Origin of the sequence: Flavobacterium galactosi, from assembly GCF_048158585.1 — a bacterium.
In the GTDB taxonomy this organism is placed as follows: Bacteria; Bacteroidota; Bacteroidia; order Flavobacteriales; family Flavobacteriaceae; genus Flavobacterium; species Flavobacterium galactosi.
This window is the reverse complement of record NZ_JBLNKV010000001.1, coordinates 947,708-972,695: the sequence shown is the minus strand read 5'-3', so window position 1 is coordinate 972,695 and position 24,988 is coordinate 947,708. Positions and strand designations below refer to the sequence as shown.

The following is a 24,988-nucleotide window of genomic DNA, read 5'->3' as shown; positions in this document are numbered from 1 at the left end:
AAAACAGTATCTTCTTTATCTATCAAGTTTTGTACTTTTGAAAACTTTACAAAATCACCATTATGTCACAACAAAAACGCCTGTTCCTTCTCGATGCTTATGCTTTAATCTTTCGTGGTTATTATGCTTTTATAAAGAATCCGCGAATAAATTCTAAAGGAATGGATACGTCAGCCATTATGGGATTCATGAATTCTTTGATGGACGTTATAAAAAGAGAGAAACCTGATCATTTAGCGGTTGCTTTTGACAATGGCGGAAGTCAATTAAGAAACGACATATTCCCCGAGTATAAAGCCCATCGTGACGCAACTCCCGAAGCTATAAAAATTGCCATTCCCTATATACAGGAATTACTTAAAGCGATGCATATCCCCATCATAGAAGTCAAAGGTTATGAAGCTGATGATTTAATTGGAACCATTGCTAAACAAGCCGAAAAACAGAATTACAAAGTCTTTATGGTTACACCAGATAAGGATTTTGCACAACTAGTTTCCGAAAATATTTTCATGTATAAACCTGCTCGAATGGGTAATGGAATTGAAATTTGGGGAATTCCTGAAGTTTTGGAAAAATTCGAAATTGAAAGACCGGAGCAAGTGATTGATTTTCTTGGAATGATGGGCGATGCTGCCGATAATATTCCAGGATTACCCGGCGTAGGAGAAGTTACCGCTAAGAAACTACTGAAAGAATTTGGAACTATGGAGAACCTTTTGGCAAATACTGACAAGCTAAAGGGAAAAATGAAAGAGAACATAGAAGCCAACAAAGAAAAAGGATTATTATCTAAAACTTTGGCTACTATTTTACTAGACTGCCCTGTTGTTTTTGACGAAGCAGATTACGAATTATCGACTCCTGATGTCGAAAAAACGGATGCCCTTTTCAACGAATTAGAATTTCGAAGAATGGCCGAACAATTTGATGCAATATTTAAAAAAGGCGGACCTGCAACGGCTAGTAAACCAGTTGATGAGGCAAAATTATATAAAAAGACACAACCCAAAAACGAAGAACAATTTGATCTTTTTGGAAGTACTATTCCTGATGAAACTTCTGAAGAGACGCGTCATCAATATTACAATTCGTTAGAAAATACCGAACATTCCTATCAGATTATCAAAGGTGATTTAGGACTGAAATTATTATTACAAAATTTACAAAACCAATCTTCCGTTTGTTTTGATACCGAAACAACAGGTTTAGATGCTTTGCATGCGGAATTGGTTGGAATCTCATTCTCCTATGAAAAAGGAAAAGGATTCTATGTCCCATTTCCAGAAAACCAAGAAGAAGCACAAACTTTAATCGAAAAATTTATTCCTTTTTTCGAAAATAAAAGTATTGAGAAAATTGGACAGAATTTAAAATACGATTTGAAAATTCTTTCTAATTACAACATTAAAGTAGAAGGAAAATTATTTGACACCATGATTGCACATTATCTGATTAATCCAGATATGCGTCACAATATGGATATTTTAGCGGAAACGTATTTAAAATATTCACCAAAATCCATTGAAGCTTTAATTGGAAAAAAAGGAAAAAACCAAAAATCAATGCGTGATATTGAACTGGAAGAAATCAAAGAATATGCCGTTGAAGATGCTGATGTCACGTTGCAACTCAAAGAAATATTTACGTTGGAATTAGACAAAACCAGTACTAAAACCCTTTTTGATGAGATTGAAATTCCATTGGTAAAAGTTCTGGCTGATATGGAAAAAGAAGGGATTCGTGTGGATGTAGATTTCTTGAAATCACTATCAAAAACATTAGATGATGACATTAAAATATTAGAAGCAAACATTTATGAAACTGTGGGCGAGAAATTCAATCTTGCTTCTCCAAAACAATTGGGTGAAGTTTTATTCGATAAATTGAAAATTGGCGGAGCCAAACAAAAGAAAACCAAAACCGGACAATATGCCACAGGTGAAGAAATCTTGAGTTATTTAGCTATTGAAAATCCAATTGTTAAAGACATTCTCGACTGGCGCCAATTAATAAAACTGCAAAACACCTATGTTGATGCTTTGCCAAACCAAGTAGACAAAATCACGAATCGAATACATACTGATTATATGCAAACTGTGGCGGCAACCGGACGTTTGAGTTCCAATAATCCAAACTTACAAAACATTCCGATTCGTACCGAACGTGGTCGACAAATCAGAAAAGCATTTGTTGCCAGAGATGAAAATCACACTATCGTTTCTGCCGATTATTCCCAAATAGAATTGCGTATTATTGCCGCACTAAGCGGAGAAGAAAACATGATTAAAGCTTTCCAGAATCACGAAGACATTCACAAATCGACCGCTTCAAAAGTGTTCAATGTACCGCTGGAAGAAGTGACACGCGAACAAAGAAGCCATGCAAAAACGGTGAATTTTGGTATTATTTATGGAGTTTCAGCTTTTGGACTGAGTAATCAAACCTCACTTTCCCGCTCCGAAAGTGCTGCTTTGATTGAAGCCTATTACAAAACGTATCCTAGACTGAAATCATATATCCAAGAACAAATTGAATATGCCCGAGAAAATGGATATGTGCAAACCATTCTTGGCCGTCGCCGCTATTTGAAAGACATCAATTCAGCCAATGCTGTTGTCCGTGGTGCTTCCGAAAGAAATGCGGTAAATGCTCCAATCCAAGGAAGTGCTGCCGATATTATCAAAATCGCGATGATTAATATTCATAAAAAACTAACATCAGAAAACTGGAAAAGTAAAATGCTGTTGCAGGTGCATGATGAACTTGTTTTTGATGTCCATAATTCTGAACTTGAAAAAATCCAAGCGTTGATAAAATACGAAATGGAAAACGCCTTTAAACTCAATGTTCCATTAGATGTAGATTTAGGCGCGGGAAAAGATTGGCTGGAAGCGCATTAGGATTTATTGTTTTCGAAATCTAACACCTATATTTGAATAGAAAACTATTCGTAAAAAGACATAAAAAAAGCCATTCAAAATTTTGAATGGCTCTTTAGATTTGTCAACTTATTTAAAGACATTACAATTTTCTTGTTGACTCTCTTTCTTTCAATTTTGTTTTGATTACAACGGTCTCATAAGGCAAATCTTCTTCTTTTGATTCTAATCTATCGATAAGCAATTTAGCAGCGACCTCCCCTATTTCTATACCATGCTGACTTACGGTAGTTAAACTTGGGGACAATCTTCGGGAAGCAAGAATCCCGTCAGCAAAACCTATAATAGAAAGTTCTTTCGGAATTTTATACCCTTTTTTAAGACCAATTTTTAATGCAGCCACAGAATCATTTTCATCTAAAGCAAATATTCCATCAATCTTATTATTATCAAAAACAGCCTTAATTTTGTCTTTCAAATGTGCCTCAGAATCAGTTCGAATAATTAAATTTTCATTTACGGGAATATTGTTATTTTCCAAAGCTTTGAGATACCCCTCAGCTCTTAATTTACCGACACTTAAATTATCTACAGAGGAAAATAAAGCTATATTCTTACAGCCTAAATTTATTAAATGCTGTGTCGAATTTAAAGCCGAATCAAAATCATCCACAATTACTTTATCACATTCTACCCCATCAGCAATTCTATCAAACATAACTATAGGAGTACCGTCATTTATAATTTCTTTGAAATGATTGTATTCATGAAGTTTTTGTGCTTCTTCTGAAACAGACAAAATAAATCCATCTATTGTTCCGTTACTCAACATTTCAAGGGTATGCGCTTCTTTTTCTAATGATTCATTAGAGATACACATAATAACATTATATCCTTTTTCATCAGCAACTTTTTCAATACCGCTAAATACTTTTGCAAAAAATGAATTCAGAATATTAGGAATAATTACCCCAATAGTTTTTGTTTTTCTATTTTTAAGATTCAAACCAATAACGTTTGGTTTGTAATTTTTTAGTTTTGCGTATTCTTTGATTTTGATTTTTGTTGATTCACTTATTTCAGGACTATCATTAAGTGCTTTTGAAACTGTGGAAACAGAGACATTTAGTTCTTTTGCAATTTGTTTTAAAGTTGCTTTAGCTTTCATAGGTCGGTATTTATTGCTTTTTAATGATTATAAAAAACAGGCCAATTTAAAAATAAATTTACAATTGTGTTTCTTAAACAAAATAGTTATTTCATATGTAAAAACTGCGTTTACAAAAGTGTAATATACAAATTTTATTCGACAACAAATGTAATACAATTATTGAAAGACCTATTATAAGTATAATTCAAAAAAACATGTCTTAAATTAAATCTAAATATACATTTGATTATCAGGACAAAAACAAGAGAAAAATAATCATTTAAGGTATTTGTATTTAAAATAATTAATTGTACTTTTGCAACCCCTTTATTGGGGATGGAATGTTTAATTAAAAAAATATTATGGACGCATTAAGCTACAAGACACAATCAGCAAGCAAAGCCACTGTTACAAAAGAGTGGATCGTTGTAGATGCTGATGGTCATAACTTAGGTCGTCTTGCTTCAAAAGTCGCTATGATTTTGAGAGGTAAGTACAAACCAAGTTACACACCACACGTGGACTGCGGAGATAACGTAATCGTTATCAACTCAGAAAAAATTAACCTTACAGGTAACAAAATGGATGAAAAAACATACATCCGTCACACTGGTTACCCAGGAGGTCAAAGAACTTTAACTGCTAAAGTATTGCAATCGAAAAATCCTGCATTACTAGTAGAAAAAGCGATAAAAGGGATGTTACCAAAAAATAAAATTGGTGCTGAACTTTTTAGAAATTTAAATGTTGTTGTAGGATCAGAGCACAAACAAGGCGCTCAAAAACCTAGAACAGTTAACCTTAACGATCTTAAGTAATGGGAGTTATTCACAAAATCGGTAGAAGAAAAACCGCTGTTGCACGTGTTTATGTTTCAGAAGGAACAGGAGTAATCACTGTAAACAAAAAAGCATTCGAAACGTACTTCCCAACTGCAACTTTACAGTACAAAGTTTTACAACCTATGTCTATGACAGAAAATGTAAGCAACTTTGACGTAAAAGTTAACGTTTACGGTGGTGGTTCAACTGGTCAAGCAGAAGCTGTAAGAATGGCATTAGCACGTGTTATGTGTGAAGTAAATGCTGAAAACAGAGCTATCTTGAAACCAGAAGGTTTATTAACAAGAGATCCAAGAATGGTTGAACGTAAGAAATTCGGTCAGAAGAAAGCTCGTAAGAGATTCCAATTCTCTAAACGTTAATATTACCTGTCTTGTTCAAATGGGACAAGACATTGTCAATTATTTATTGAAATTAAAAAAAACAGTTGTTGTTGCTCTCCTACCGAGGTAGGAAATAGTTTAGCATCTAAATGTATAAAGCCGAGAAATCGCCATTTATTCATTGCTAATCAACAGAACGTAAACTAGAACAAAATGGCAAACAAAGTAGAAGTAAAAGAATTACTAGAAGCAGGTGTTCATTTCGGACACATGACTAGAAAATGGGATCCAAACATGGCTCCTTACATTTATATGGAGCGTAATGGTATTCACATTATCAATCTATATAAAACTGCAGCAAAAATTGAAGAAGCGAATGAAGCTTTGAAAAAAATCGCTGCATCAGGTAGAAAAATATTATTCGTTGCTACCAAAAAACAAGCAAAAGACATCGTTGCTGAAAAAGCAAAAGCTGCAAACATGCCTTACATCACTGAAAGATGGCCTGGTGGAATGCTAACTAACTTCGTAACTATCCGTAAAGCTGTTAAAAAAATGGCTACTATTGATAAAATGAAGAAAGATGGTACATTCATGACCCTTTCTAAAAAAGAGCGTTTACAAGTGGATCGTCTTCGTGCTAAATTAGAGAAAAACTTAGGTTCAATCGCTGACATGTCTAGACTACCAGCTGCATTGTTCGTAGTTGATATCAAAGCGGAACACATTGCAATAAAAGAAGCTCAAAAATTAAACATTCCAGTTTTCGCCATGGTGGATACCAATTCTGACCCAAGAGAGGTTGAATTCGTAATCCCATCTAACGATGATGCTTCTAAATCAATTGATAAAATTTTATCTTTAGTTACCGCTGCAATTGTTGAAGGACTTTCTGATAGAGGTTCTGACAAAGAAGGTGAAGCTACTGCTGAAGTTGCTCCTGCTGCTGAAGTAGCGCAAGCAGCTCCTGCTGTTGAAGTTGCTCCTGCTGTTGAAGCAGTTGCTCCAACTGCAACTGAAGAATAAATTAACACTTAATTCCAAGTTTTAAATTCCTCTCCATAAAAAATTAGAAACCTAAAGTTGATAATTTAATAAAATTGGAAATTGGATTTAAAACTTGGAATTTTTTACTTTTAACCTTAAAAAATAATACATATGGCAACAATTACTGCTGCAGACGTAAATAAATTAAGAACAATCACTGGTGCAGGTATGATGGACTGCAAAAAAGCCTTGGTTGAAGCAGACGGAGATTTTGATTTAGCGATCGAAAACTTACGTAAAAAAGGACAAAAAGTAGCTGCTAACCGTTCGGATAGAGAATCTACTGAAGGCGCTGCAATTGCTGTTGTAAATGCTGACAAAACTGCTGGTGTTGTAATCACATTGAACTGTGAGACTGACTTCGTAGGTATGAATGAAAACTTTGTAAAAATGGCTACTGATATGGCTAATTTAGCATTGAATTTTGACAATAAAGAAGCATTTTTAGCAGCTGACTTCAACGGAGTTACTGTTGCTGATAAATTAATCGAGCAAACTGGAGTTATCGGTGAAAAACTGGAAATAAGAACTTTCGAGAAATTAGAAGGTGCTTTCATCGGGTCTTACATCCACTCTGGGAACAAAATTGCTACTTTAGTTAGTCTATCTGCAAAAATAGATGGTGCTGATGAAGTATCAAGAAACATCGCTATGCAAGCTGCAGCTATGTCACCTATCGCATTAGACGAAACTGGTGTTGACGCTGAAACTATCGCTAAAGAAATAGAAATTGCTAAAGATATCCTACGTCAAGAAGGAAAACCAGAAGCAATGTTAGACAATATTGCTAAAGGTAAATTGGCTCGTTTCTTTAAAGATAACACTTTAGTAAACCAAGATTACATTAAAGATAATAAAATGAGCGTTGCTGCTTATGCTAAATCTTTAGATAAAGATCTTACCGTTACCGGTTTCAAAAGAGCTGCTTTAGGATAATTTATTCTGAATTGTTTCAGAATCTATGAATTTATTTTAGATTTCTGAACTCAAATATAAAATCCCATTTTGTTGTAAAAACAAGATGGGATTTTTTTATTATCTAAAAAAGAAATTAAAATACTAAATTTGAAAAACTAATTGTTTTTTATGTTTAAAACCAAAAAAGAGTTTGTATTCGTTATCCTCGCCGGAATCTTTATCACTAACGCAGTTGTAGCCGAATTAATTGGTGGAAAACTGATTCAAGTTGGCCCTTTCGTTATGAGTATTGGTATTTTACCCTGGCCCGTAGTTTTCCTCACGACCGATTTAATCAATGAATACTTTGGAGAAAAAGGAGTAAAAAAGCTATCCTATATTACGGCTTGTTTAATTGCTTATGCTTTTATCATTTTACTTTTAGCCTTACTTGTTCCCGCTGCAAAAGGAATTAGCCCTGTAAATGACTCTCAATTTTATGCCGTATTTGGCCAAAGCATGTGGATTATTGCCGGTAGTATTATCGCTTTTTTAGTTTCCCAATTGATTGATGTAAGCGTATTTTGGTTTTTCAAAAACAGGACAGGGGAACGAAAAATATGGTTAAGAACAACTGGTTCTACAGTCGTTTCCCAATTATTCGATTCCTTTATTGTATTAGGAATTGCATTTTGGTTACCCGGAAAAATAAACTTTGACACTTTTTTAAGTTCTGCGATAATCGGATATACATTCAAATTAGGAATTGCTATTTTACTGACTCCGTTAATTTATTTAGGACACCATTTAATAAAAAAATATTTATCAGAAGAAACAGAATAATTATGGAAGACAAATCAAGATGTAAATGGAGTGTTGGGACTACTATCTACGAAAAATACCATGATGAAGAATGGGGAATTCCGGTTTATGACGATCAAAAATTATTTGAGTTTTTAATCCTCGAAACCTTTCAAGCGGGATTGAGTTGGATAACCATCTTAAAAAAAAGAGAAAACTTTCGATTAGCTTTTGATGATTTTGACTATAAAAAAGTAGCCCTTTATACCGAAGCTAAAATTCAGGAATTGTTGCAAAACGCTGGAATCATTCGCAATCAATTAAAAATCAGATCGGCAGTTTCAAATGCGGTTGCCTTTATGAAAGTACAAGAAGAATTTGGTAGTTTCAGTAAATACATTTGGGAATTCACCGGTGGAAAACCAATAAATAACAATCGACAGTCGCTAAAAGAAGTTCCTGCCACTACTCCACTTTCGGACGCAATCAGTAAAGATTTGAAAAAACGCGGATTTAAATTTGTGGGGTCTACGGTAGTTTATGCGCACATGCAAGCCACGGGAATGGTCGACGATCACGTAGCAGATTGCTGGAAAAAACAGTAACTTTTTAAAAATCAATAACAAAACAAGTTTGAAAAGTTTTATTTTTTTTCCAAATTTAAGAATTACCTATTAAATAATATCCTATTTTTGCTCCACACTTTAGGGGTGTCTACAAATTGTAGGCTGAGAATTACCCTCTGAACCTGATCTAGTTCATACTAGCGTAGGGAAAAGTAAGATGACTTCCTAGTACATTTATGTACCCTTGTAGCCATTCCTAAAGTATAACTGTCCCGAAGTTTCGGGACTAAATTCAAAAGGAATGGAGCTTAAAATCAACAATCAAACGAAACAATTTTCACTTGACAGTCTAACTGTTCAGGTACTTCTTGACTTGGAAATTCCCGAAAAACAAAACGGAATTGCCGTAGCCATCAACAATACCGTAATTCCAAAATCCAACTGGAATTCCCATCCTATACAAGAAACCGATGATATCCTCATCATCTCTGCAACTCAAGGAGGATAGTTTGGCTGCTCGGGCGGGCTATCCATTTCAAGTCCGCAGTTGCAATCCTATAAAACATAGTCTTAGTCAAAGCTTCCTTACGGTCGCTTCACTTATCCTTGTTTTATTAGGCTTTCCACTTTACGGGCTTTCCATTACTATCCCTAGCAGAAGGCGAACACTCCTAAATATAAAATTCAAACAAATGAATAACGAAGAAAAAATCTCAAGAACTCCTTTTCCAAACTCTACAAAAATTTACGTAGACGGAATCCTTCATCCCATAAAAGTAGCGATGCGTGAAATCGCATTGGCAGACACTAAAATGTCAAATGGCAGAATAGAAAAAAATCCACCGGTAACCGTTTACGATACTTCAGGTCCCTTCACCGACCCAAATATCGAAATTGACATTCGAAAAGGATTGCCCCGCATTCGGGAACAATGGATTCTGGACCGTAATGACGTAGAAGAATTGACTGAAATCTCTTCCGAATATGGAAAAAAACGTTTGAATGACGAAAAATTGAACGAATTGCGTTTTGAATATTTGCACAAACCCATGCGGGCCAAAAAAGGAGCCAACGTATCTCAATTGTATTATGCAAAACAGGGAATTATCACGCCCGAAATGGAATACATCGCCATTCGTGAAAACCAACGCTTGGAGTTGATAAACGACCAAACCAAGGCGATGCAATGCCAACACGGCGGAAACAGTTTTGGAGCTAATACGCCAAAATCCAAGATCACACCTGAATTTGTCCGCAGCGAAGTTGCCAGAGGTCGTGCCATTATTCCAAACAACATCAACCACCCCGAAAGCGAACCGATGATTGTGGGACGTAACTTCTTGGTGAAAATTAATGCTAACATTGGGAACAGCGCCGTAACTTCAACTATCGAAGAAGAAGTTGAAAAAGCAGTTTGGGCTTGCCGTTGGGGAGCTGATACGATTATGGATTTATCAACAGGTAAAAACATTCACGAAACCAGAGAATGGATTATTCGAAATTCTCCCGTGCCGATTGGAACCGTGCCTATCTACCAAGCTTTGGAAAAAGTAAATGGAGTTGCTGAAGATTTGACTTGGGAAGTATTCCGCGACACTTTAATAGAACAAGCGGAACAAGGCGTTTCCTATTTCACTATTCATGCCGGTGTTTTATTGCGTTACATTCACTTAACAGCCGACCGTGTTACCGGAATTGTTTCCCGTGGTGGTTCTATCATGGCAAAATGGTGTTTATTTCACCATAAAGAAAATTTTCTTTACACCCATTTCGAGGAGATTTGCGAAATCATGAAACAGTATGACGTAGCCTTTTCATTAGGAGATGGTTTACGCCCTGGTTCTATTGTCGATGCGAATGATGCCGCTCAATTTGCCGAATTGGAGACTCTTGGCGAACTGACAAAAATAGCTTGGAAACACGATGTTCAAGTATTTATTGAAGGTCCTGGTCACGTACCGATGCACATGATTAAGGAAAACATGGACAAACAATTAGAACATTGTGACGAAGCTCCTTTTTATACTTTAGGGCCATTAACAACTGATATCGCTCCAGGTTATGACCACATCACTTCTGCTATTGGTGCGGCAATGATTGGCTGGTATGGCTGTGCGATGTTGTGCTACGTGACACCAAAAGAACACCTTGGTTTACCCAACAAAAAAGACGTAAAAGATGGTGTTATCACGTATAAGATTTCGGCTCATGCCGCTGATTTGGCCAAAGGTCATCCAGGATCGCAATACCGTGACAATGCATTGAGCAAAGCACGTTTTGAATTCCGTTGGGAAGATCAATTCAACTTGTCATTAGACCCCGATACAGCTCGTGAATTCCATGATGAAACATTACCGGCAGATGGTGCAAAAGTAGCTCATTTTTGTTCCATGTGTGGACCCAAATTCTGCTCTATGAAAATCTCTCAGGAAATTCGTGATGTTGCTGAAGCTGAAAAAGGGATGCAAGAGAAATCACAAGAATTTGTAGAAAGCGGAAAAGAAATTTATAGCTAAACAAATGATAGTTATTTCCAATCCTACCTCTATAAAGAATGAAATCATACTCATTCATTCGCTTTTCGCTGAAGGATTAGCGTTATTTCACATCAGAAAACCTTATTTTTCTGAAGATGATATGAAAACATATTTATCTGAAATAGGATTGGAATATAATAATCGATTGGTTTTACATCACCACCACCAGTTGGCGGAAGACTTTGGAATTACCAGAATCCATCTTACAGAAAAAATAAGAATCGAAACATCTGAGGAAAGTTTGAAAAAATGGAAAGAACGAGAATTTAAACTCTCCACTTCCATCCACAATATGGTTGATTTTAGAAAATTATCCAATGTATTTGATTATGCTTTTTTTGGGCCGGTTTTCGAAAGTATTTCTAAACCAAATTACGCTTCGAATAGTGACTTTACAATAGAATTAGAAAATAGAAAGAATAACAAAACAGCATTAATTGCACTTGGAGGAATCACATTCGATAAAATCAAAACCGCATTAGAATATGGCTTTGATGATGTGGCACTTTTAGGTACCATTTGGAACAGTAATAATCCAATAGAAAATTTTAAACTATGCCAGAAAGCAGACCTTTCGTATTAACAATTGCAGGCTTTGATCCTTCTGGAGGCGCAGGAGTTTTGGCGGATGCGAAAACATTCGAGCAACATCATGTATATGGTTTTGCTGTCAATACTGGCAACACCATTCAAACCGAAAATGAGTTCTTCGAAATGCAATGGACTGACATAGATTTTGTTTTGAAATCACTGGACAAATTGCTTCAAAAGTATACTATCAAAGCAGTAAAAATTGGAATTATTCCTTCGTTGGATTATTTAAAAAAAATTGTTTCACTTGTAAAAAAGCTTTCGCCAAAAACAAAAATAGTTTGGGATACGGTTTTAAAATCCAGTACTGAATTCAATTTTATAACTATCGAAAATCAAGCTATTTTGATTGAGATATTGGAAGAAATAGATTTGATAACACCCAATTACAATGAGATTTCGCAACTGTCTTCTGAAAATATTAATGCAGAAACAATTGCAGTAACCCTTTCAAAACATTGCGCCGTTTTACTAAAAGGGGGGCATAATCCTTCAGCGATTGGCATTGATTATTTATATCTGGAAAATGAAATCTTCAGGCTTACGCCAAATAGCACTTTGGTTTTCGAAAAACATGGTTCCGGCTGTGTATTATCATCCGCGATTACGGCAAATTTAGCTTTAGGACAAGACCTGAAAACAGCTTGCATTAATGCCAAAAAATATATAGAAACTTACTTAGAATCTAACCAAACAAAATTAGGATACCACCATGTATAATAAACTACAATACATTTCGCAAGGAAATACAGTCGAAGAACAATTGCATAATATCCACAAAGCGCTGGATAATGGTTGCGATTGGATACAAGTGCGATTCAAAAATCAAAACGCTCTTGAAGTTTTCACTTTGGCGGAAGCCGTAAAAATATTATGTAAAGAATATCTAGCAGTTTTCATCATCAATGACAACGTAAATTTAGCACAACAATTGGATGCCGATGGAGTCCATTTAGGTTTGAGTGACATGAATGTTGCAGAAGCCCGACTACTTTTGGGAAAAACAAAAATCATTGGAGGAACTGCAAATACTTTTGAAGATGTGCTCCAAAGAACAGCCGAAAACTGTGATTATATAGGTCTGGGGCCGTTTCAATTTACGGCAACCAAACAAAATTTAAGCCCAATTTTAGGACTTGAAGGGTATCGATTGATTACCGAACAAATGAAAATAAAAAACATCCAAATTCCCATTTATGCCATTGGAGGCATCACACTGGAAAATGTTGAAAGCTTAATGGAAACTGGAATTTATGGCATTGCCGTTTCTGGTTTGATTACACAAAGCGAAAACACATCCCAACTTATCACTCAACTTAACGACAACTTATATGTTACCATTTAAAATAGGAGACAAAACCTTTCAATCCCGCTTGTTTTTAGGCACAGGAAAATTCGGTTCCAATCAACAGATGGAAGAAGCCATTTTAGCTTCGGGAAGCGAATTAGTAACCGTAGCATTAAAACGCGTGGATTTAGAAACCGAAACCGATGCCATTTTATCACATCTTAAACATCCGCTAATTAATTTGCTACCCAATACTTCTGGCGCTCGAAATGCTAAAGAAGCCATTTTTGCAGCACAATTAGCTCGCGAGGCATTAGAAACCAATTGGCTTAAACTGGAAATTCATCCCGATCCAAAATATTTGATGCCCGATACAATCGAAACTTTAAAAGCTACTGAGGCATTAGCCAAATTAGGATTTATCATTTTGCCATATATCCATGCGGATCCAGTTTTATGTAAACGACTGGAAGACGCCGGAACTTCGGCAGTGATGCCTTTAGGCTCCCCAATTGGCAGTAACAAAGGATTAAAAACCATCGATTTTTTAGAGATAATAATTGAACAGAGCAAAGTTCCCGTGATTATAGATGCCGGAATTGGCGCACCATCCGATGCAGCAAAAGCGATGGAACTTGGGGCCGATGCCGTTTTGGTAAACACAGCCATTGCCGCTGCCGGAAACCCAATATTGATGGCAGAGGCTTTTAGAGAAGCAGTTATTGCAGGTCGAAAAGCCTACGAAGCGCAATTAGCACAAAAAGTAAATCGTGCGATGGCTTCAAGTCCTTTGACAGCGTTTTTGTATGAGTAGTTTTTTTATAGACTACTCACAAGAAACTACTAAAAAAATGGCACGCAGATATTGCAGATTTATCCAAATGAAAATTAAAATAAACAGTTAAAAAAATCTGCGAAAATCTGTAGAATCTGCGTGCCAAAAAACAGCATATTCTTTTTTCGGTAAAAAAACAAAACAATGAAAACATTTAAATCGGTTTTTGACAACTACGATTGGGATACTATTAAATCGAAAATATACAGCACAACAACACGGGAAGTCGAATGTGCATTGGCCAAAAGCAAACGAAATCTCGATGATTTTTTGGTATTGATTTCACCCGCCGCCCTACCTTATTTAGAGCAAATGGCACAGCTGGCACAGGAATCTACCAAAAAAAGATTTGGCAAAACAATTCAGATGTATGCTCCTTTGTATTTAAGCAACGAATGCCAAAATATTTGCACGTATTGTGGTTTTAGTTTAAATAACAAAATCAAGCGAAAAACACTTACCGAAAATGAAATCACGCAAGAAATCGAGGTCTTGAAAAAAGCAGGATTTGATCATGTTTTATTGGTTACTGGCGAAGCAAATCATACCGTAAACATTCATTATTTTCTAAAGGCAATTGCACAAATAAAAAATGATTTTTCGACCATTTCAGCCGAAGTACAACCTTTGTCAACAGAAGAATACGTACAATTAAATGAAGGCGGGGTCTATTCTATTTTAGTATATCAAGAAACCTACCATCGTGACGTTTACAAACAATATCACACCAAAGGAAAAAAATCCAATTTTGATTTTCGTTTAGAAACACCAGACCGAGTAGGGACTGCAGGAATTCATAAAATAGGATTGGGTGTTTTATTAGGATTGGAAGATTGGCGCACGGACAGTTTTTTTAATGCCTTGCATTTGGATTATTTACAGAAAACCTATTGGCAAACTAAATATGCGGTTTCTTTCCCCAGATTACGACCGGCAGAAGGAGTCATTGAGCCTAACTTTATCATGGATGATGCCGATTTAACCCAACTCATTTGTGCCTATCGTTTGTGGAATGAAGACTTAGAAATCTCCATGTCAACCCGTGAGAATGAAAAATTTCGTGATAATATTATTTCAATTGGCATTACCAGTATGAGTGCCGGTTCTAAAACTAATCCTGGTGGATATGTGGTTGATCCACAATCATTGGAGCAATTTGAAATCAGTGATGAACGTTCCGCTGCCGAGATTGCAAAAATTATTTCCAGCAAAGGATACCAGCCCGTTTGGAAGGATTGGGACAGAAGTTATGATTGCAGATTTTAGATTTCAGATGTATGAGATCCCGTAAAATAAACAATCTCGTATTTATCAACACCAAATCTGAATTCAAAAAATCGTTAATCTTCATTCAAAAACCCTTAACTTAATGACATTATCCCGAAAGGGGAAAAGAAATATTTTCATTTCAATCTAAAATTAAATGAGTATCATTCAAGATTTTTTACGATATAACCGCCAGATGATGTTGCCGGAAATAGGCGATTCGGGGCAAGAAAAACTCAAAAAAGCCAAAGTTTTGGTAATTGGCGCAGGCGGATTGGGTTGCCCTATTTTGCAATACATGGCAACCGCCGGAGTAGGAACCATAGGAATTGTAGATTTTGACAAAGTAGAATTGCACAACTTGCACCGCCAAATTTTATATACGGAGCAACAAGTTGGTAAATCAAAAGCAATTACGGCAAAATCGGTTTTAGAAACTTTAAATCCATTGATTCATGTTATTGCTTTTGAAGAAAAATTAACTGTTGAAAACGCCGCAAAAATCATCATGGATTTTGATATAGTTGTTGACGGTTGCGATAACTTTGAAACCCGTTATCTGGTAAATGATACCTGCGTAAAACTAGGAAAATCATTGATTTACGGCAGCATTTTGAAATTCGAGGGACAAATGGCAGTTTTCAACCATAATGGAAATAAAAATCTTCGTGATTTATTCCCAGAGCCACCGAACCCAAAAGATGTTCCCAATTGTAATTTGAATGGTGTATTGGGTACGCTTCCGGGAATTATAGGAACAATGATGGCGCATGAAACTTTGAAACTGATTATGGATTTACCTACTTTAGAAAATGAATTGGTACTATATAATACTTTGGATTGGAGTTTTACAAAGTTGAAGTTTTAAGAGAAGTTTTCAGTCGCAGTTGGCAGTAAAATCAGTCATAGTACTTATTAATATAGATAACCGAATTCATTTCTGTTATCTTTAATAAGTAGTCTACAGCCTGAAAACTACGACTGAAAACTGAACACTATTTACCCAATATTTCCATAAATTCTTCTCTCTCAATCTCCCTGCAACCCAAGCTTTCCAGATGCGGATTATAAACCTGACAATCCAACAATTTATAATTGGCTGCTTTCAATTGGTTTACCAAAGCAATAAAAGCCACTTTTGAAGCATTTGAAACTGTAGAAAACATACTTTCACCACAGAAAACATGTCCTAAATCGATGCCATACAATCCACCAACTAAAACATCATCTTGCCAAACCTCAACAGATTTGGCTATGCCTAATTCATGCAATTTACAATAGGCTTCAATCATATCATTGGTAATCCAAGTCCCGTTTTGACCATTGCGTTTTATGTTTTGACAATTAGAGATTACGTCTCTAAAATTCTGGTTGAAAGTAACTTTAAAAATATTGCGATTAAGAATATTACGCATACTTTTTGAAACAATCAATTCATCCAGAAACAAAACCATTCTGGGGTTAGGTGACCACCATGTAATAGGTTCTCCATCTTCAAACCATGGAAAAATTCCACTTTTGTAAGCAAGTTGCAAACGTTCAGTAGACAAATCTCCCCCAAGAGCGAGAATACCCGTAGCATTAGTCTGAGAAACTGGAGGAAAGAATAGTTCTTTAGTTAAATAATACATTCTTTATTAAAAAATAAACCCGACAGCTATTATAACTGTCGGGTTGTTAACTATTATAAATATAAAATCAAATGATTAAAATGGCAAATCGTCTGCTTCTTCTTCGTTTAAATTTGTAGCTGGAGCAAATGCTTCTGCAGCTGGCATTGGAGGCATCTGCGCATTCGGTGCATCAGCGGCTACTCTTTCCACTCTCCATCCTTGTATTGCATTGAAATATTTAGTCACACCTTGTGGATCTACCCATTCGCGGCCTCTTAAATTGATAGAAACTTTTACGGCTTCACCTACTTTAAAACTATTCAATAAATCACATTTATCTTGTACAAATTCCACTAAAATATGTTGTGGATATTGTTCTTCTGTTGTTACTACAAGCTCTCTTTTTAAGAAACTACCGTTTCCTACATTTTTAGCATCCCCAAGCATTTTAATTTTTCCTGTAACTTCCATCTTCGTTATTTTTTATTGTTATTTATGTTATTTTTTGCTAAAAGCACTTTCCAAGCAGACAAAACATCATTGTCATCCAAATATTTCTTTGCCTCCAAGTGTACTTTTTCTGGGTCATCAGAACTTAAAACGCCTTTTACAGCAAAATTATTTTTTACAAATATACTAACTTCTTCTAATGTAGGCAAGGTTTCAATATTACCTAATATTCCCAAATCATTACCATCAAAAACGGGACTTTCTTTTATAAAATCCGGAATAGCATCCACCCCAATTCCTAAAGCTGACAATGGTTTCGGCACTTGAAAAAGTCCTTGATTTGATCTGGAATACCAGTTACCGCCTAATCTTGAAACCAAATCTATTTTATGCTGATCAATAGCTCCGTTTTCATCTAAAACTGCTTCCGAAATATGAATTCGTACTACTTCACAAATAATTAAATTCCCTGCCCCTCCTTCACTCCCTAAAGGAATAATCTGGGTAACTTTGCATTCAAATTGAACTGGCGATTCTTTAACCCTGAAAGGTTTCACAACATCAGAAGGAATAGGCGTTAAACCTGATTTTATAAACTCATTTACACCATCAGCATATTCGGTACTTGCCAAAGATGTTTGTTGTACCATATCATAATTCACCACGTTAATTACCACTTCTCGAGTTGCTTCGGCATTGATTAAAGTATGTTTAATCGAATTATCACGAACTCGTCTTGCTGGTGAAAAAATAAGGATTGGCGGATTGGCACTGAACACATTAAAGAAACTAAAAGGCGATAAATTAGGAATTCCATTGACACCAATAGTACTCGCAAAAGCGATAGGCCTTGGTCCTACTGAACTTTGCAAATAGCCTTGCAACTTTGCCGTTTTAATACTTTTAGGATCAATACTAATCATGCTTTTCTTCTTTGTATATAAATACGATTCTTAACTCACAAAAGTAAGTAAATGGTTTAAATTTAAAAAGAACGTTTTACGATTTAAGAATAAATAAATTCAACAGTTTTCACCAAATCAATTCTTTACATAAAACTAAAATAATAATGCTCATATTTCGTTATATTTATACCTCAAATCTTAATTTATGCAATTTTCAGAAAGAAAAAATACAACTCGTTGGATTATTATTTTTGCTTCTTTTTTCATAATTTCATTAATTCTTTGGAACACTTACACATTTTTTCAAATCTTCAAAAACGAAGAGCGCTTAAAAATGAACCTTTGGGCAAAAGCACAAAAGACACTTATCAATGCAGGTGAAAATACCGATGTAGAACTTCCGCTTCAGATTTTTAGCAACAATACCTCAATTCCTATAATCCTTACCGAAAATGACAGTATCATAAATACGGTAAATATTGATGATGCCATTGTAAAAAATAAACCCAAGGCAAACGCATTTTTACATGATTTAAAAAACGAAAATGATCCCATTGTAATTGAATATGTGCCGGGAAAATTTCAAAAACTATATTATGGTAATTCGGCATTATTGAACAAACTAAAATATTACCCGATTGCTTTATTGCTTATTATAGTACTATTTGGTGGCTTAGTTTATAATTTCTATCGAAGTACCAAAATGGCTATCCAAAACAAACTTTGGGCAGGAATGGCAAAAGAAACCGCGCACCAAATAGGAACACCACTTTCCTCATTGATAGGCTGGGTAGAACTCTTGAAAGCCGAAAATGTAGATGAAAGCACTACTTTCGAAATTGAAAAAGACATTGAACGCCTGCAAACCATAACAGACCGTTTTTCGAAGATAGGTTCGGAACCAAAATTAGAAAACAAAGATATCATAGAAGAAACGCTTCAGTCTTATGATTATTTGCAATCTCGATTTTCGAAACAAATTGAATTTTCATTTAAAGCACCAAAAACACCTATTATCGTTTCGCTTAATCCTACCTTACACAGTTGGACGATAGAAAATCTGGTAAAAAATGCTATCGATGCGATGAAAGGAAGAGGAAAATTAGCTTTAGAAATTGAGCAAGAAGGTAACTCTGTCAATATAAACATCATAGATTCTGGAGGCGGAATTCAAAAAAAACAATTCAAAACCATATTTGAACCCGGTTTCACCACTAAAAAAAGGGGTTGGGGATTGGGTCTTTCTTTAACCAAAAGAATTGTGGAAGAATACCATAAAGGAACTATAAAGGTCTTGAATTCCGAAATAGGAAAAGGAACAACAATGCAAGTCAGTTTTAAAAAAAGCAATTTAGTTTAACGGAACTCCAAACCAAGAAACCTTTGTAAACATAGTCTTTCTGACAATTTTTGACTTACTTAAATATTCCTGCACAAATGACTCATGTTCTTTTGCTTGTACTAAAACATCATTGATTGATTTTTTTAACGAAGTCAAATTGGAAGAATTATCAGTCCCAACGGAACCTATGGTATAAATGGCATCTTGGCATTTGGCTAATTTTTCAATAGGAGCTTGAATCAAGCTTCTAATTTCATCGTCAGATAAAGTGGGCTTAAACTTATTATTTCTATAATGAACAAAGTCATTTAATAAATCGACAGCCTCATTGTAATTGTTGACTATTGAATTTAATTTTTCAACATTCGAATTTTGTCGCAAATAAGTTATCTCTTTCTTTTTCCCTTCCAAACGTTCTAAAATCATGGTATTTTTAACTCCATTTTTTTCTATCCTTGCTGCAGACTCAAATAATTTATCAATTTCTGATAAAGTATTTAATTTAGCAATTTCATTCTCAAAATTGAAGTATTTCTTGGATTTATTGATTTGAGTTACCCCTTCATAAAACTCATTATTGGTAATTGGATAATTTAGAAACTGCCATAAATAATCAAAAGGAATGTGAGAAGAAATCAATTTTGCGGGTTCTGCCTTAAAATAAGTCTCATTTAATTTTTTAAAAAATTTCCCATTATTTACATAGCCTGAACCCCAGGTAGGGTCAAATAAATACCACTTATTATCAATTTTAGCAGCACACCAGGCATGAGCCAAGTTTGCCACTTTCCCATATTGCTTTGTATAGCCTTCTATTATGTATGATTGTATCCCAATTTTATTCGAAATATCATTAAAAACGGTAGCATAATGAATACAGACCCCTTTCTTTGTTTTTAAGGTTTTTGTTATTTGTTCTTGTGGAGTTTCATTAAAGTTTACCGTAAACATATTAGCAACATCGTAGCTAATATTTGATGCAGTCCAATAAAAAACAGCACGAATTTTATCGGAATCAGTTTTAAAGTTAGCATTTATATAATTAGCAATCGCCTCAGTAGAATTAGTGGAAATAGCAGCCATTTTCTTGTCAATCAAAGCATATCCTACATTCTGACCGAAACTTAAAACGGATAAAAATAAAAAAAGTAGTATATAAATATTTTTCATCTTACTGGATAGACTCATAAATTAAAAAGGGAATAAGCTTTCACCTATTCCCTTTCTGAACGAAAACCGTACCAATTTATTTTATTGGCAAAAATATTATAAATTAGTTTGAATACTTATTGTCAGTGCTTCAAATTCTTCTTTTGAAAGAGACACTTTTTTCTGAAAACGCATTTCATCCATCTCATTCAATGGAATAAGATGAACGTGTACATGAGGAACTTCAAGACCTATAACGGCCATTCCAATTCTTTTACAAGGAACTGTTTTCTCCAATGCAATGGCTATTTTTTTTGAGAACTGCATAAGACCTATGTACAAATCATCTTCAATATCAAAAATCTTATCGATTTCCTGTTTTGGAACACAAAGCGTGTGTCCTTTTGCATTTGGATTTACATCCAAAAACGCCAAAAAATTATCATCCTCTGCTATTTTATAACAAGGAATTTCTCCGTTTATGATTTTTGTAAAAATACTTGACATCTTTGATTTATGATATTTGATTATAACATTAAAAAACTAGCACTTTAAATAACTGAAACTGGGTTTAGTCGCGGGAAATTTCTAAAATTTCGAATTTCAAAACGCCATTAGGAACCGTAATCTCAGCAAATTCACCCACTGATTTTCCTAGTAAACCTTTGCCAATTGGGGAGGTTACAGAGATTTTGCCTGTTTTTAAATCCGCTTCACTTTCGGCTACTAATGTGTATTTCATTTCCATCCCATTGGTTTGGTTTTTGATTTTCACATTGGACAAAACCAACACTTTAGAAACATCAAGATGCGTTTCGTCAATTAATCGAGCATTAGAATGTACCTCTTCTAATTTTGCGATTCGCATTTCCAACATTCCTTGTGCCTCTTTGGCAGCATCATATTCTGCATTTTCAGACAAATCACCTTTATCTCTTGCCTCAGCTATATCTGCAGATGCTTTTGGACGCATTACACTTTTCAAATAATCCAATTCTTCTCTTAACTTCTTTAATCCTTCCGCGGTGTAATAAGATACTGTGCTCATAATTTCGTCATTTATATAAATAGAAAAAATCCCATCAGGACGGGATTTCTTTCCACAAAGATATTATTATTTTTTTTAGCCTATAAATATATGTTAATCATATATAATTCAAAGTTAAATAAATTAAATTTGTTTCGCTAATTCTTTTACTATATTTTAAAATGAAAAAATACATCCTACTTTTCTTTATTATTTCTTTTTTCTTTAGTTGTAGTAACAATGGTTTTGACAATAAAAATCCATACCTTCCTAATTATAGTTTCACTCTAGATATCAACATGAATCTACCCGCATATTCTAATCTCCAGTATCCCAGTAATGCTATTTATTATTCTGGTGCGGGTGCCAAAGGGATATTTGTATTCAACACCGGAAGCGGGTATAACGCATTCGATGCCGCTTGTCCTAATCAAGCTTTGAGCAGCTGCTCTACCATGACCATAAAAGGAATAAATGTAGTTTGTCCTTGTGACAGTAAAGAGTACAGTTTGTTTACGGGTCAAGCCCAAGGGGGCGCACAATATCCTTTAAAGCAATACCGTGTAGAAGTGAATGGAAACGTACTTCGGGTATATAATTAAAATCATAAAACAAAAAATCCTGACAGTTAAACCATCAGGATTTTCAAGTAATATAACTAATAACAATCTAAAACTTCAGTGTTAATCCAGCTAAGAAGTTAATTCCGGATTGTGGATAATAGTATGGATAAACATCCCACATATACCCATTGGAAACATATTTCTTGTCAAAAACATTGTTTACCAAACCAGTCAAAATAATTGATTTGAAAACCGATTTTAGTTTAATTTCGTAAGCAATATTCAAATCATTTACAAAATAATCCGCCAACTTTGCAGCCGGTAATTCAATATTGTTCATATATTGTTCTCCCACAAATTTTTGCATCCAAGACACTTGAAAGTTTTCTGTAGGTTTGTAAACCAAAATATTTCCAACAATAACTGATGGTGAATAAGCAATATCTGTAGTTCCGTAATTCTCCCCTTCAACAGCTAAATCAATGTTTTTATTAGCACTTAAAGTAAAATTAGGACGAATGATAAATTGTTCCGATACCGCAATTGTAGCATCAACTTCCAGTCCTAAACGGTAACTTTTCTCACTATTAGAACGGATTGGACTTCCTACATCATCTAATTTTCCAGTTAATATCAATTGGTCTTTATAGGCCATATAGTAAATATTTGAATTGAATTTCAGTTTATCAGCAACATATCTCCAACCCAATTCAAAGTCATTCAACTTTTCTGGTTTAGCATTTCCCCCTTCATAATCTGTTCTGTTTGGCTCCCGATTTGCTCTTGCATACGAAAAGTATAACTTGTTTTTAGCATTGACATCAAAATTCAATCCCGCCTTTGGATTAAAAAAATTAAAGTTGTCATTTACGGAACCTGTTTCTGGACTATCAGCTTTATAATGAACATTTCTTAGTTGTAAATCTCCGAATAAGCTTATTTTTCCTGTTATTTGATAATTTGCTTTTGCAAAAACATTTCCATCGGTTTTAACAGCAAAATCATCGTAATAATGATCTCCCAATTCACTTTGAGAAGCGAAACGAGCCCAAATTACTTTTCCAAAATGATCTCCTTCATATTTATTATAACCCCCTCCAAAGATGACATCCAGTTTTTCAGTTGTATAATTTGCAGAAAATGTAGTTCCATAGAAATCATTATCCAACCATTTTTGACGGATTAAATCTGTTGTTGTTAAAGCTCCTACTGGTTGCAATCCATAATCAGAAAAATTAGCGTCTTCTTTATAATTTTCATAATATCCTTTTCCTTTAGTATAATGAAAAGCTAAGTTCGAACTCCAATTATTGGAAACCTTTTCGTTCCAATGCAATTGATAATGATCTTGTTGGTAATTATCCGTTTCATTATCATAATATTTTGTATTCCCGGACTCATCAGTAAAAATCCCGGCTGAATTAAACGTTCTATCACTAATTAAAGTCGCACCATCAGTTCCGTTCCAAGATTGATACGTTTTTTCTTTTCCTCCAAAAGCCAACGCTTTAATTAAAGTCGTTTTACCAACGTACGTTCCTTGAAGAAAATAAGATTTTAAATCAGACTTAGCCCTGTCAATATAACCATCCGATTTTAATGCAGACAAACGTCCCGCCAATTCAAAATGATCATTAATTAATCCCGTGCTAAATTTTATTGTATGTTTTTGAGTATTAAAACTTCCAAAAGAATTAGAAATTTCTCCTGTTGCTTTATCAGAATAAGAATCAGTCAACATATTTAAACTCGCACCAAAAGCACCTGCTCCATTTGTTGAAGTTCCTACACCGCGTTGCAATTGCAAACTCTCCACCGAAGAAGCAAAATCCGGCATATTTACCCAATATGTTCCATGACTTTCGGAATCATTATAAGGAATTCCATTGATAGTGACATTTACTCTTGTCGCATCGCTACCACGAACACGGATTCCAGTGTAACCTACTCCATTTCCAGCATCGGAAGTCGTAACAACTGATGGCAGATAATTCATCAAAACAGGAATATCCTGCCCCAAGTTTCTAAATTTGAGTTCTTTTTTATCCAAATTACTAAAACTAACAGGCGTTTTTGAAGTAACACGAATTGCCGAAACCAATACTTCATCGAGTTGGTTAACTTTGGTAGTGTCTTTGACTTGTGAAAAAGCGATAATAGAAATTAGAAGAAAGAAGCAAGATGCTAGTAATGTAATTCTGTTTTGGCTCTTGGCTCTTGGCTCTTGGCTCTTTTTGTAAAATAAAATATTCATCCGTAAAAAGATTACGAATAAAAGGGGGAATTATTCTTTTGTTAAATTAAAATGATTGTTTCCTACGACAAAAAAGTACTATGCACTCTTTTTTGTCATTTTTTCCCTTGACAACATTACTTGTCCAGGTTCTTTGGGTATAATCTCAGCTTTATTCTGAATTGATTCAGATTTTAGGCACCCCTTTGAGACGGTACAAAAGTAGTTTTTTTTGTTCAAAGTTTAAAGTTTTAGAAAAAAAAGTGAAAATGGCCTAATCTAAATCAGGCTTTTTCCTGTTTTTCTTAACTTCAGAAATATTCTTTTTATCCTTTATTCGCTTTCTAATAACCGATTTGGGAATTTTAGTTGCTTTTCTTTCTTTAGGAACAAGTAAGCCGTTTTTTATTATTTCCAAAAATCGCTTGATTACAATTTCCTTGTTTTTAAGTTGACTCCGATCTTCATCACAGTTCAAAATCAATACTAAATCCGTTGTTAATCTTGAAGATAATTTGATTTCCAGAAGCAATTTTTCCGCTTCGTTCAATGCCTGTGACTTTTTCAAATCAAAAGTCAAAACCACCTTAGAAGAAACTTTATTTACATTTTGTCCGCCAGCACCACTACTTCGAACGGCTTTGAAAGTTAATTCTGATACGATTTTTTCTTTTTCCAATT

General features: G+C 34.8%; 26 protein-coding genes and 1 riboswitch. Of the genes, 17 read left to right on the top strand and 9 right to left on the bottom strand.

What is annotated here, in order from left to right; translation table 11 throughout:
• The first annotated feature begins 62 nt into the window (after nt 1-62).
• A complete protein-coding gene (gene polA / locus ACM55M_RS04170; protein ID WP_416856257.1) occupies nt 63-2,903 on the top strand; it encodes a DNA polymerase I in 2,841 nt (946 codons plus the stop codon).
• Between the two features lie 121 nt (nt 2,904-3,024).
• Here polA and ACM55M_RS04165 read toward each other — a convergent pair whose 3' ends face one another.
• Nucleotides 3,025-4,050, bottom strand: coding sequence for a LacI family DNA-binding transcriptional regulator (locus ACM55M_RS04165; protein ID WP_416856256.1), 1,026 nt, complete (start codon nt 4,048-4,050; stop codon nt 3,025-3,027).
• Between the two features lie 344 nt (nt 4,051-4,394).
• On the opposite strand from ACM55M_RS04165, the gene rplM reads away from it, so the two are divergent.
• The 14 genes from rplM (at nt 4,395) to ACM55M_RS04095 (ending at nt 15,893) form a co-directional block, all read left to right on the top strand.
• The gene (gene rplM / locus ACM55M_RS04160) at nt 4,395-4,850 is read left to right on the top strand and encodes a 50S ribosomal protein L13 (RefSeq protein ID WP_416842602.1); all 456 of its coding nucleotides are present in this window, start codon (nt 4,395-4,397) and stop codon (nt 4,848-4,850) included.
• Entirely contained in the window at nt 4,850-5,236 is a 387-nt protein-coding gene (rpsI, locus tag ACM55M_RS04155; RefSeq protein WP_066080508.1) for a 30S ribosomal protein S9, read from the top strand. Before rplM ends, rpsI begins: the two co-directional genes overlap by 1 nt.
• Before the next feature lie 174 nt (nt 5,237-5,410).
• Nucleotides 5,411-6,223 carry a 30S ribosomal protein S2 gene (gene rpsB, locus ACM55M_RS04150; RefSeq protein ID WP_416856255.1) on the top strand — a complete coding sequence of 271 codons (813 nt, stop codon included), beginning with the start codon at nt 5,411-5,413 and terminating at the stop codon, nt 6,221-6,223.
• A gap of 132 nt (nt 6,224-6,355) precedes the next feature.
• A complete protein-coding gene (gene tsf, locus ACM55M_RS04145; protein ID WP_416856254.1) occupies nt 6,356-7,180 on the top strand; it encodes a translation elongation factor Ts in 825 nt (274 codons plus the stop codon).
• A gap of 150 nt (nt 7,181-7,330) precedes the next feature.
• The gene (locus ACM55M_RS04140; protein ID WP_416856252.1) at nt 7,331-7,984 is read left to right on the top strand and encodes a queuosine precursor transporter; all 654 of its coding nucleotides are present in this window, start codon (nt 7,331-7,333) and stop codon (nt 7,982-7,984) included.
• Nucleotides 7,985-7,986: 2 nt separating this feature from the next.
• Nucleotides 7,987-8,547 carry a DNA-3-methyladenine glycosylase I gene (locus ACM55M_RS04135; RefSeq protein WP_416856251.1) on the top strand — a complete coding sequence of 187 codons (561 nt, stop codon included), beginning with the start codon at nt 7,987-7,989 and terminating at the stop codon, nt 8,545-8,547.
• A 91-nt stretch (nt 8,548-8,638) separates the two neighbouring features.
• Nucleotides 8,639-8,734: riboswitch (TPP riboswitch) on the top strand.
• A 75-nt stretch (nt 8,735-8,809) separates the two neighbouring features.
• The gene (gene thiS, locus ACM55M_RS04130; protein ID WP_416856249.1) at nt 8,810-9,016 is read left to right on the top strand and encodes a sulfur carrier protein ThiS; all 207 of its coding nucleotides are present in this window, start codon (nt 8,810-8,812) and stop codon (nt 9,014-9,016) included.
• A 184-nt stretch (nt 9,017-9,200) separates the two neighbouring features.
• Nucleotides 9,201-11,024 carry a phosphomethylpyrimidine synthase ThiC gene (gene thiC / locus ACM55M_RS04125; RefSeq protein ID WP_416856247.1) on the top strand — a complete coding sequence of 608 codons (1,824 nt, stop codon included), beginning with the start codon at nt 9,201-9,203 and terminating at the stop codon, nt 11,022-11,024.
• A 4-nt stretch (nt 11,025-11,028) separates the two neighbouring features.
• Nucleotides 11,029-11,628, top strand: a complete 600-nt coding sequence (locus ACM55M_RS04120; RefSeq protein ID WP_416856245.1) for a thiamine phosphate synthase — start codon at nt 11,029-11,031, stop codon at nt 11,626-11,628.
• Nucleotides 11,601-12,356: a hydroxymethylpyrimidine/phosphomethylpyrimidine kinase gene (locus ACM55M_RS04115; RefSeq protein WP_416856243.1), complete on the top strand. Its 756-nt coding sequence runs from the start codon at nt 11,601-11,603 to the stop codon at nt 12,354-12,356. The genes ACM55M_RS04120 and ACM55M_RS04115 overlap by 28 nt, the downstream gene beginning before the upstream one ends.
• A complete protein-coding gene (locus tag ACM55M_RS04110) occupies nt 12,349-12,981 on the top strand; it encodes a thiamine phosphate synthase (RefSeq protein WP_416856242.1) in 633 nt (210 codons plus the stop codon). Before ACM55M_RS04115 ends, ACM55M_RS04110 begins: the two co-directional genes overlap by 8 nt.
• On the top strand, nt 12,968-13,738 hold the full coding sequence (locus ACM55M_RS04105) for a thiazole synthase (RefSeq protein WP_416856241.1): 771 nt from the start codon (nt 12,968-12,970) through the stop codon (nt 13,736-13,738). Before ACM55M_RS04110 ends, ACM55M_RS04105 begins: the two co-directional genes overlap by 14 nt.
• Before the next feature lie 165 nt (nt 13,739-13,903).
• On the top strand, nt 13,904-15,025 hold the full coding sequence (gene thiH, locus ACM55M_RS04100) for a 2-iminoacetate synthase ThiH (RefSeq protein ID WP_416856240.1): 1,122 nt from the start codon (nt 13,904-13,906) through the stop codon (nt 15,023-15,025).
• 157 nt (nt 15,026-15,182) lie between these two features.
• The gene (locus ACM55M_RS04095; protein WP_416856239.1) at nt 15,183-15,893 is read left to right on the top strand and encodes a HesA/MoeB/ThiF family protein; all 711 of its coding nucleotides are present in this window, start codon (nt 15,183-15,185) and stop codon (nt 15,891-15,893) included.
• A 127-nt stretch (nt 15,894-16,020) separates the two neighbouring features.
• Here the strand turns inward: ACM55M_RS04095 and aat are convergent, their stop codons facing one another.
• The 3 genes from aat to ACM55M_RS04080 all read right to left on the bottom strand — a co-directional run bounded on the left by aat (nt 16,021) and on the right by ACM55M_RS04080 (nt 18,011).
• The gene (gene aat / locus ACM55M_RS04090) at nt 16,021-16,656 is read right to left on the bottom strand and encodes a leucyl/phenylalanyl-tRNA--protein transferase (RefSeq protein ID WP_416856238.1); all 636 of its coding nucleotides are present in this window, start codon (nt 16,654-16,656) and stop codon (nt 16,021-16,023) included.
• A 75-nt stretch (nt 16,657-16,731) separates the two neighbouring features.
• On the bottom strand, nt 16,732-17,109 hold the full coding sequence (locus tag ACM55M_RS04085) for a DUF3127 domain-containing protein (protein ID WP_416856237.1): 378 nt from the start codon (nt 17,107-17,109) through the stop codon (nt 16,732-16,734).
• A 5-nt stretch (nt 17,110-17,114) separates the two neighbouring features.
• The gene (locus tag ACM55M_RS04080; protein ID WP_416856236.1) at nt 17,115-18,011 is read right to left on the bottom strand and encodes a flavin reductase family protein; all 897 of its coding nucleotides are present in this window, start codon (nt 18,009-18,011) and stop codon (nt 17,115-17,117) included.
• 187 nt (nt 18,012-18,198) lie between these two features.
• Here ACM55M_RS04080 and ACM55M_RS04075 point away from each other — a divergent pair, with 187 nt between their 5' ends.
• Nucleotides 18,199-19,353 carry a sensor histidine kinase gene (locus ACM55M_RS04075; protein WP_416856234.1) on the top strand — a complete coding sequence of 385 codons (1,155 nt, stop codon included), beginning with the start codon at nt 18,199-18,201 and terminating at the stop codon, nt 19,351-19,353.
• On the opposite strand, the gene ACM55M_RS04070 is transcribed toward ACM55M_RS04075, so the two are convergent.
• The 3 genes from ACM55M_RS04070 to greA all read right to left on the bottom strand — a co-directional run bounded on the left by ACM55M_RS04070 (nt 19,345) and on the right by greA (nt 21,532).
• Nucleotides 19,345-20,505 carry a transglutaminase domain-containing protein gene (locus ACM55M_RS04070; RefSeq protein WP_416856233.1) on the bottom strand — a complete coding sequence of 387 codons (1,161 nt, stop codon included), beginning with the start codon at nt 20,503-20,505 and terminating at the stop codon, nt 19,345-19,347. The two genes, ACM55M_RS04075 and ACM55M_RS04070, sit on opposite strands and share 9 nt — an antisense overlap.
• A 96-nt stretch (nt 20,506-20,601) precedes the next feature.
• Nucleotides 20,602-20,991, bottom strand: a complete 390-nt coding sequence (locus ACM55M_RS04065) for an HIT family protein (protein WP_416856232.1) — start codon at nt 20,989-20,991, stop codon at nt 20,602-20,604.
• A 64-nt stretch (nt 20,992-21,055) separates the two neighbouring features.
• A complete protein-coding gene (gene greA / locus ACM55M_RS04060; protein WP_121364313.1) occupies nt 21,056-21,532 on the bottom strand; it encodes a transcription elongation factor GreA in 477 nt (158 codons plus the stop codon).
• 161 nt (nt 21,533-21,693) lie between these two features.
• Here greA and ACM55M_RS04055 point away from each other — a divergent pair, with 161 nt between their 5' ends.
• Entirely contained in the window at nt 21,694-22,113 is a 420-nt protein-coding gene (locus tag ACM55M_RS04055) for a Rieske (2Fe-2S) protein (protein ID WP_416856230.1), read from the top strand.
• Nucleotides 22,114-22,180: 67 nt separating this feature from the next.
• Here the strand turns inward: ACM55M_RS04055 and ACM55M_RS04050 are convergent, their stop codons facing one another.
• Both ACM55M_RS04050 and arfB read right to left on the bottom strand, forming a co-directional pair.
• Nucleotides 22,181-24,328, bottom strand: coding sequence for a TonB-dependent receptor (locus ACM55M_RS04050; RefSeq protein WP_416856229.1), 2,148 nt, complete (start codon nt 24,326-24,328; stop codon nt 22,181-22,183).
• Nucleotides 24,329-24,581: 253 nt separating this feature from the next.
• A complete protein-coding gene (gene arfB / locus ACM55M_RS04045) occupies nt 24,582-24,986 on the bottom strand; it encodes an alternative ribosome rescue aminoacyl-tRNA hydrolase ArfB (RefSeq protein WP_416856227.1) in 405 nt (134 codons plus the stop codon).
• Nucleotides 24,987-24,988: the final 2 nt, after the last annotated feature.

Bases quoted from the DNA above. Each gene is read 5' to 3' on its own strand.
- ACM55M_RS04070 (WP_416856233.1), bottom strand. From the start codon at position 20,505: ATGAAAAATATTTATATACTACTTTTTTTATTTTTATCCGTTTTAAGT.
- ACM55M_RS04055 (WP_416856230.1), top strand. From the start codon at position 21,694: ATGAAAAAATACATCCTACTTTTCTTTATTATTTCTTTTTTCTTTAGT.
- thiH (WP_416856240.1), top strand. From the start codon at position 13,904: ATGAAAACATTTAAATCGGTTTTTGACAACTACGATTGGGATACTATT.
- ACM55M_RS04120 (WP_416856245.1), top strand. From the start codon at position 11,029: ATGATAGTTATTTCCAATCCTACCTCTATAAAGAATGAAATCATACTC.
- rplM (WP_416842602.1), top strand. From the start codon at position 4,395: ATGGACGCATTAAGCTACAAGACACAATCAGCAAGCAAAGCCACTGTT.
- thiS (WP_416856249.1), top strand. From the start codon at position 8,810: ATGGAGCTTAAAATCAACAATCAAACGAAACAATTTTCACTTGACAGT.
- ACM55M_RS04065 (WP_416856232.1), bottom strand. From the start codon at position 20,991: ATGTCAAGTATTTTTACAAAAATCATAAACGGAGAAATTCCTTGTTAT.
- ACM55M_RS04110 (WP_416856242.1), top strand. From the start codon at position 12,349: ATGTATAATAAACTACAATACATTTCGCAAGGAAATACAGTCGAAGAA.
- ACM55M_RS04050 (WP_416856229.1), bottom strand. From the start codon at position 24,328: ATGAATATTTTATTTTACAAAAAGAGCCAAGAGCCAAGAGCCAAGAGC.
- rpsB (WP_416856255.1), top strand. From the start codon at position 5,411: ATGGCAAACAAAGTAGAAGTAAAAGAATTACTAGAAGCAGGTGTTCAT.
- ACM55M_RS04105 (WP_416856241.1), top strand. From the start codon at position 12,968: ATGTTACCATTTAAAATAGGAGACAAAACCTTTCAATCCCGCTTGTTT.
- ACM55M_RS04135 (WP_416856251.1), top strand. From the start codon at position 7,987: ATGGAAGACAAATCAAGATGTAAATGGAGTGTTGGGACTACTATCTAC.
- rpsI (WP_066080508.1), top strand. From the start codon at position 4,850: ATGGGAGTTATTCACAAAATCGGTAGAAGAAAAACCGCTGTTGCACGT.
- ACM55M_RS04080 (WP_416856236.1), bottom strand. From the start codon at position 18,011: ATGATTAGTATTGATCCTAAAAGTATTAAAACGGCAAAGTTGCAAGGC.
- ACM55M_RS04115 (WP_416856243.1), top strand. From the start codon at position 11,601: ATGCCAGAAAGCAGACCTTTCGTATTAACAATTGCAGGCTTTGATCCT.
- ACM55M_RS04165 (WP_416856256.1), bottom strand. From the start codon at position 4,050: ATGAAAGCTAAAGCAACTTTAAAACAAATTGCAAAAGAACTAAATGTC.
- polA (WP_416856257.1), top strand. From the start codon at position 63: ATGTCACAACAAAAACGCCTGTTCCTTCTCGATGCTTATGCTTTAATC.
- ACM55M_RS04075 (WP_416856234.1), top strand. From the start codon at position 18,199: ATGCAATTTTCAGAAAGAAAAAATACAACTCGTTGGATTATTATTTTT.
- ACM55M_RS04095 (WP_416856239.1), top strand. From the start codon at position 15,183: ATGAGTATCATTCAAGATTTTTTACGATATAACCGCCAGATGATGTTG.
- ACM55M_RS04140 (WP_416856252.1), top strand. From the start codon at position 7,331: ATGTTTAAAACCAAAAAAGAGTTTGTATTCGTTATCCTCGCCGGAATC.
- tsf (WP_416856254.1), top strand. From the start codon at position 6,356: ATGGCAACAATTACTGCTGCAGACGTAAATAAATTAAGAACAATCACT.
- thiC (WP_416856247.1), top strand. From the start codon at position 9,201: ATGAATAACGAAGAAAAAATCTCAAGAACTCCTTTTCCAAACTCTACA.
- aat (WP_416856238.1), bottom strand. From the start codon at position 16,656: ATGTATTATTTAACTAAAGAACTATTCTTTCCTCCAGTTTCTCAGACT.
- ACM55M_RS04085 (WP_416856237.1), bottom strand. From the start codon at position 17,109: ATGGAAGTTACAGGAAAAATTAAAATGCTTGGGGATGCTAAAAATGTA.
- greA (WP_121364313.1), bottom strand. From the start codon at position 21,532: ATGAGCACAGTATCTTATTACACCGCGGAAGGATTAAAGAAGTTAAGA.